This window comes from Algoriphagus sp., assembly GCF_024642405.1.
Lineage (GTDB): Bacteria > Bacteroidota > Bacteroidia > Cytophagales > Cyclobacteriaceae > Algoriphagus.
Genome location: NZ_JAHEBC010000243.1, coordinates 1 through 5,746, shown reverse-complemented (window position 1 = coordinate 5,746; position 5,746 = coordinate 1). Strand labels below are relative to the sequence as shown.

Annotated in this window: 4 protein-coding genes; 3 read left to right on the top strand and 1 reads right to left on the bottom strand. The window is 36.8% G+C overall.

From position 1 onward, the window contains the following. Positions 1–88: 88 nt before the first annotated feature. The gene (locus tag Q0L68_RS15200; RefSeq protein ID WP_296704880.1) at positions 89–1,681 is read right to left on the bottom strand and encodes a hypothetical protein; all 1,593 of its coding nucleotides are present in this window, start codon (positions 1,679–1,681) and stop codon (positions 89–91) included. Between the two features lie 301 nt (positions 1,682–1,982). Here Q0L68_RS15200 and Q0L68_RS15195 point away from each other — a divergent pair, with 301 nt between their 5' ends. The 3 genes from Q0L68_RS15195 to Q0L68_RS15185 all read left to right on the top strand — a co-directional run bounded on the left by Q0L68_RS15195 (position 1,983) and on the right by Q0L68_RS15185 (position 5,319). Then, positions 1,983–2,381: an endonuclease domain-containing protein gene (locus Q0L68_RS15195; RefSeq protein ID WP_296704879.1), complete on the top strand. Its 399-nt coding sequence runs from the start codon at positions 1,983–1,985 to the stop codon at positions 2,379–2,381. 349 nt (positions 2,382–2,730) lie between these two features. Next, positions 2,731–3,642 (top strand): WYL domain-containing protein, encoded by a 912-nt coding sequence (locus Q0L68_RS15190; RefSeq protein ID WP_296704877.1) that lies wholly within the window; start codon positions 2,731–2,733, stop codon positions 3,640–3,642. A 108-nt stretch (positions 3,643–3,750) separates the two neighbouring features. Next, on the top strand, positions 3,751–5,319 hold the full coding sequence (locus Q0L68_RS15185) for a S8 family serine peptidase (protein WP_296704875.1): 1,569 nt from the start codon (positions 3,751–3,753) through the stop codon (positions 5,317–5,319). Positions 5,320–5,746 lie beyond the last annotated feature (427 nt).

Here is a 5,746-nt window from a genome sequence, read left to right as displayed (position 1 = left end):
GAAATGTTATTAATGGTCCCGCCACGCAGCCTTTAAAAGTCTATTCAACAGCAGTTTCTGGAAATACTTTAACGATTACTAAGTAGAATTACCTGGACTCTAATTGGAAAGTTCTGATCCAGAGATTTCCGATTTCATCTTCAGATTTTAACTCATAGTTTTTCATCTTCAGCCAACTTTCCAGTTTATCTACATCCTCTTGTTCTTTGGGATAAGCATGTTTGAAATATCCATATAACAATACTTCAATTTTAATAGGGAGATTTATATCCAAATCATCTAAAGATTCAATAGGAAAAAGTTTCTCTTGTGCAGCTTGATTCTCTGGTAAAATAACTTCCCTGGAAAAATGAATAAAATTATTGGTAAGTATAATAGTCTCTTTATCAAGGGTCTGTGTACTCTCAGTAAGAGTATCAGTTAAGTTATGGTATTGCTTTAATTGTTTTTGATAATAAATGGAAAATAGAACAGGAAATACCAAAACAGCTCCCAAGAGTATAGATTGATAGGTTCCATTTTTAATCCAAATCACTGGTAATAAAGCACATAAAAACAGGGCTTGTTTTGCATCTCCTTGAACTGCAGAAATGATTGCTCCAAGAGAAATCAAACTATACAATGCTATTTTCCATTGCTTCGAATTTCGCCAAGAATTCCATCCTGAGGTAATAAGGAAGGCCATAATTGGAACAAGAATGATTAGGTGCCTTGGATTGAGATAAATGGGGTTGTAAAACTCCAACGTTGAAGTCATAAACCAGAATCCAAGAAAAAGACATAGAAATGCAAGAGCGAATTCAAACTCCAAGGATTTCTTGTATTTCAGTCCTTGGTATATTCCCGGTATTGCAAACACCAGCCAAGGCCAATAGGCACGTTCCACAAAAGTTGTAATTGGCGTAATACTTAAGCGCTCAATTATCGCCCAAATTCCTTTATCGGCATAGGTGAATTCCGAAATGTAATGACCTGCATTGATGGAAGTGATTCTATAAAGTGGATCTCCAAATTGAATCCAAAAGTAAGTCAGATAAAGGATACCTAATAAAAGTCCTGAAGCTACAATGCTGATATAGAAGGCTGAATTGACTGATTTATTTCTAAGATCAAAAAGTAATAAAATGATGATGAAAGGAGCGAGGAAAATGATGGTTTCTTTGGTCAAAAAGCCCGCAAATAAGGACAGAACAAGAATCACCCCTGAAAGAATTGGTTTTTGCTTTCTATAAACAGCAGCCACTGGGATGATTGTCACCCAAAGTACCAAAGGAGAGTCGGGATACACTTTAGTTATAAAGTGCATGAAATAAACCTGAGTAGAAAACCAGATTACCAAGATCCATGTGAGCTTTTTATCTGGTAAAATCCTTACCAAGATGTAAAGAGTGATCAGGTAGCAAATGAGTGAGAAACCTGAGATGATATGCGCATCAAAACCAAAAATGTATCCTATCAATCCAGAAGGAACATAAGCTCCCCACCGACTGGAAAAATGGTAAGAATTCACTTCCATGGTACCTTCCCAAAAGCTTTTCCCGGCGAGCATGTAATACACATCATCACTGAAGGTGATTCCATCAAAACCAAAAATCCAAAATAGAATCAAGAATAAAATGCCTGAGATTAAAGCTGTTTTTTCTTGAGATTTAGAATTGAATAGGGTGGAGAGGTTTTTCATTGAGGGGTTAAAAATAGAAAATTTTGAATGCCCCTTCCCCCTTTAAAAGGGGGATTTGGATTCTTCTTCCAAAAGAATTTAGGAAAAAGACACTATCTCTTTCGATCCTATGCCAAAACAAATAAATATGTTGGATTACCTCTCCCTTGGAAAGAGGATAGTAGATTGTATTTCTAGCCAAAAAAGATTGAAATTATATGCAAGCTATCCATTTTGAATCCTAACCATTTAATCTAGTAGGATCGATTCCCCCTTAGCAAGGGGGTAAGGGGATTGTTTCATAATTTTATTAAATTAGTTCATGTATTTTTTACCATACAATCGCTCTCTAAAAGATTTTTCTCGAGAATTAAGGTCTCATTCTACCTTGTCTGAAGTTTTACTTTGGCAAAAACTTAAGGCAAGTCAATTTCGAGGATATCCATTCAATCGACAAAAACCCCTTGGTAATTATATTGTTGATTTCTATTGTAAGAAGTTAAACCTGGTAATTGAAGTTGATGGAGATTCTCACTTTCATGAGTCCGCATTGATTAAAGATGATGAAAGGCAAATGGTTTTAAAAGAAATGGGACTTTATTTCTTTAGAGTTCTTGATTTAGAGGTTAAGAAACAAATGTCCACAGTTTTAAATTCTTTGAACGAAATGATTGATCAATTGGAAATAGAAAAAGGATTAGAGAGGACATTTTTTGAATAAAAAAATCTGTTTAAATAATTTAAAATCCCCCTTACCCCCTTTTAAAGGGGGAATTGGATTCTTCACTTCTAAAAGTTTATAATAATTAAAACAAGGAGCTAAATCCGAAACGAAACCTCCTTCTTTTGTAGTCTCGTCTTAACCAGATCAAGAAAGATTTGGATTCTTCACTTCTAAAAGTTTTTGTAAATAAATCTTGAAGTTCTATCTGAAACGAAACAGGATTTAATTGCAGTCTCGACTCCTCCTTAGCAAGGAGGTATGGGGATTGAATCATATTGACAATAACCGTCAAAAACTTTTCTAACCAACTCTCTTTCTCTAGATTTAAACTCTAATTTTTGAAGAAATGGCTCAAGCAGGAAAAATCGAACAACAGAAAATCTTAAGGGTATTTAAACTCATCAACCTCCTCCAAGGAAATATTGGGAAACCTGTTCACCGACTGGCGGAGCTGTTGGAAACAGACGAACGCACAATCTATCGCTATTTCAAATTATTAGAGGCTCTCGGTTTTGAAGTAGTAAAAGAATTCAGCAAATACAAAATTCAGCAAAGACCTGGAGTGGATCAAACCTTGAACTATGGGACTTTCTCTCAGGAGGAAAGTCAATGGTTGAGATCTATGATTGAAAGCCAAGGAAAAGGAAACTTACTTCATGACTCTATTCTGCAAAAACTTCAAGTAAGATCAGAAGTGAAAAGAGGCTCAGAACAACTTTTTAAAGCAAATTTAGGCCGCTTTGTGGATGAATTAGGAAAAGGTATTCAAGACAAAAAGCAAGTTTGGTTAAAGGAATATTACTCGCTGAGTAGCGATACCACCAGTGATCGACTGGTGGAACCGGTTGCATTTTCCGCAAATTATGAATCGATTCATGCTTTCGAACCAGAAAGTAAAACCATGAAAGTCTTTAAGATTGAAAGGATAGGGGAAGTGGTGGTTTCCTCACTTCCATGGAAATTCGAATCGAAACATCAGTTGCCAGGTACCCAACTTTTTGGGTTTTCCGGAAAAAGTCAGTTTAAGGTGAAATTAAAACTTTCAAAAAAAGCCTATCAATTAATGTTGGAAGAACATCCCAATGCCAGGCCTTTTATGGAAATTAAGAACAGAAATCAGTTTTACTTTATTGGAGAAGTTCCACAACTTCCTGGCTTGGCAAGATTTATTTTGGGTTTGCCGGGAGAGATCAAAGTTGAAGAAGGAGAGGAGATGAAGGCATATTTATCTGAACAATTGGAAAGACAAACTTTTTAATCAATTCCTAAAAAGAAAGGAGTGAGGTATTTTTAATTCAAATTTGGTGGCATTATACTCAGTATTTTTTTAACTTATTGATTATCAATAACCAAAAACTTTTTTAAAATGATCAAACTACAAAAAATTTCATTTGGGCTACTTTTTATAGCCCTTTTTACATTTTCCTGTGAGCAGGAAGATACGACGCCAATGGTTACTCAAGATTCAGCTGAGGAGCAGTTACAAAAAATTATTCCAAGTCCAGAAATCGATCAGATTATCCTTCAATCTCTCCGGGAAAGAGGGGATTTTCTTTGGATGAGTCAAAGCGATGAATTGATTTGGAGTGCACTAGTACAAAGTGATTCAATTTTAACAATTGGATATAGTCCTGCTGCTATGGAAAGTCCTAATGCCAGAATTGGAATTGAATCTGTACAAAGTCCGGAATGGCAGGAATCCGCCCAAAAAATCTTGGGAATGATCTCTGAGACGATTGAGCGAACTGGTTCGCCACAACTCCGAATAGGGAATGAATTTTCTGACATTCATGCTGATTTACCTTTTTTGGAAGTTAAGGTTGTTAATCTTGAAGTATTGCAAAATCTTCGAAAAATGGGGGAGGTTCGCTACTTCGAGCCCTTGAGCTATGAGTTTGATTACAGTTTATTAAATGAGGGTTCGGATGCACGATACTTCTCAGATTCCGGCTGTTCTAATGAGCCTGAGTCAAATTTACCAACGGTGGATTATTCAGTTATTAGTCCAAATGCAAAATCCTCTTGGAATTATTCTCAAATGGGTATTTCACAGGCATGGGCACAAAGCACTGGAGATAATATAACCGTGGGCTTGATCGACACGGGGGTATCCCCAAATCAGCCATTGCTAGGAGGTTCATTTCAAAGTGGGGAATCATCCACTAGAAATATTGAAAAGTATGGAACCTATAAAACAGGGTTCTGGTGGTGGAAAAAATACGATGGACCCAATGATCAATGTGGTCATGGCACAGCGATGGCTGGAGTAATTTCATCTCCAAGAAATGCTGTGGGGAATTCTGTAGGTGTTGCTTATGATGCTGATTTGATTTCTGTTCGAGGAACTAGCGATGTGATCATCAACTCAGGTAATGAAAAGGATGGAGTTGCAGAGGCATTGGTATTATTAGGAAAGAGATCTGATGTAAAGATTATTAGTATGTCTGTTGGGGATATTTTCTCCAATTCCAAAGTTGCCGATGCAATTCGGTATGCTTATAATCGGGGGAAATTGATTTTTGCTGCAGCTGGAACATCTACTTCATTTACCAATTGGTATGGAGTGATTTTTCCCGCAACTATGTCTGAAACTGTTGCCGTAACGGGAATAAAAGAAGGGCAAGGATATCAGAGATGTAATACCTGCCATTCTGGTTCTCAGGTTGATTTTACCGTTATAATGGAGCGAGCTGCTTCTGAGAATAAGCCTCTTACCTTGGCTTTATCGACAAATAATCCATCTACCGTTGGAGGTTCCTCAGTAGCTACAGCAACGGCATCTGGAATTGCTGCATTACTTTGGTCAAATAATCCAACCTGGAATCGAGACCAAATCCTAGAACAGTTGAAAACTACCGCTGATTTATATCCCAATAGAAACTCACAATATGGATGGGGAAATCTTGATGCTGGTGCTGCACTAGGAGTTTATTGAATTAGATAGTCAGCTGATCAAAGTTTAAGCCTTTCTTCATAGAACGTCAGGCTGAGCGAAGTCGAAGCTATAGTTTTAGAGAAAAAGGAATAGTGATGATTTGTCAGGCTGAGCGGAACCGAAGCCTTTTTTGCTAAAGGATGTTCAAGGTAAAAATTAAAAATTGTGAGTAGTCAGAATAAATAATCGATATACAATAAAAAGTTCTCGACTCCGCTCGAACTGACATAAAAAGAGGCCCGTATTCTTTGTCAGGCTGAGAAGAGTCAAAGCCTTAGTTTTAAAAAATAGGTATAGTGATGGTTGTCAGGCTGATCGGAGTCGAAGCATACTAATTGAAAAAGCCCTGAATCAAATAGTGGATTCAGGGCTTTATTAAAAAACTATAGATTATAATGACTTTGTAATCTTCTTCACTTTCTTACTG

What these genes read in the sequence shown, in the direction of transcription:
- Q0L68_RS15200 (WP_296704880.1), bottom strand. Translation starts at nt 1,681, where the DNA reads ATGAAAAACCTCTCCACCCTATTCAATTCTAAATCTCAAGAAAAAACA.
- Q0L68_RS15195 (WP_296704879.1), top strand. Translation starts at nt 1,983, where the DNA reads ATGTATTTTTTACCATACAATCGCTCTCTAAAAGATTTTTCTCGAGAA.
- Q0L68_RS15190 (WP_296704877.1), top strand. Translation starts at nt 2,731, where the DNA reads ATGGCTCAAGCAGGAAAAATCGAACAACAGAAAATCTTAAGGGTATTT.
- Q0L68_RS15185 (WP_296704875.1), top strand. Translation starts at nt 3,751, where the DNA reads ATGATCAAACTACAAAAAATTTCATTTGGGCTACTTTTTATAGCCCTT.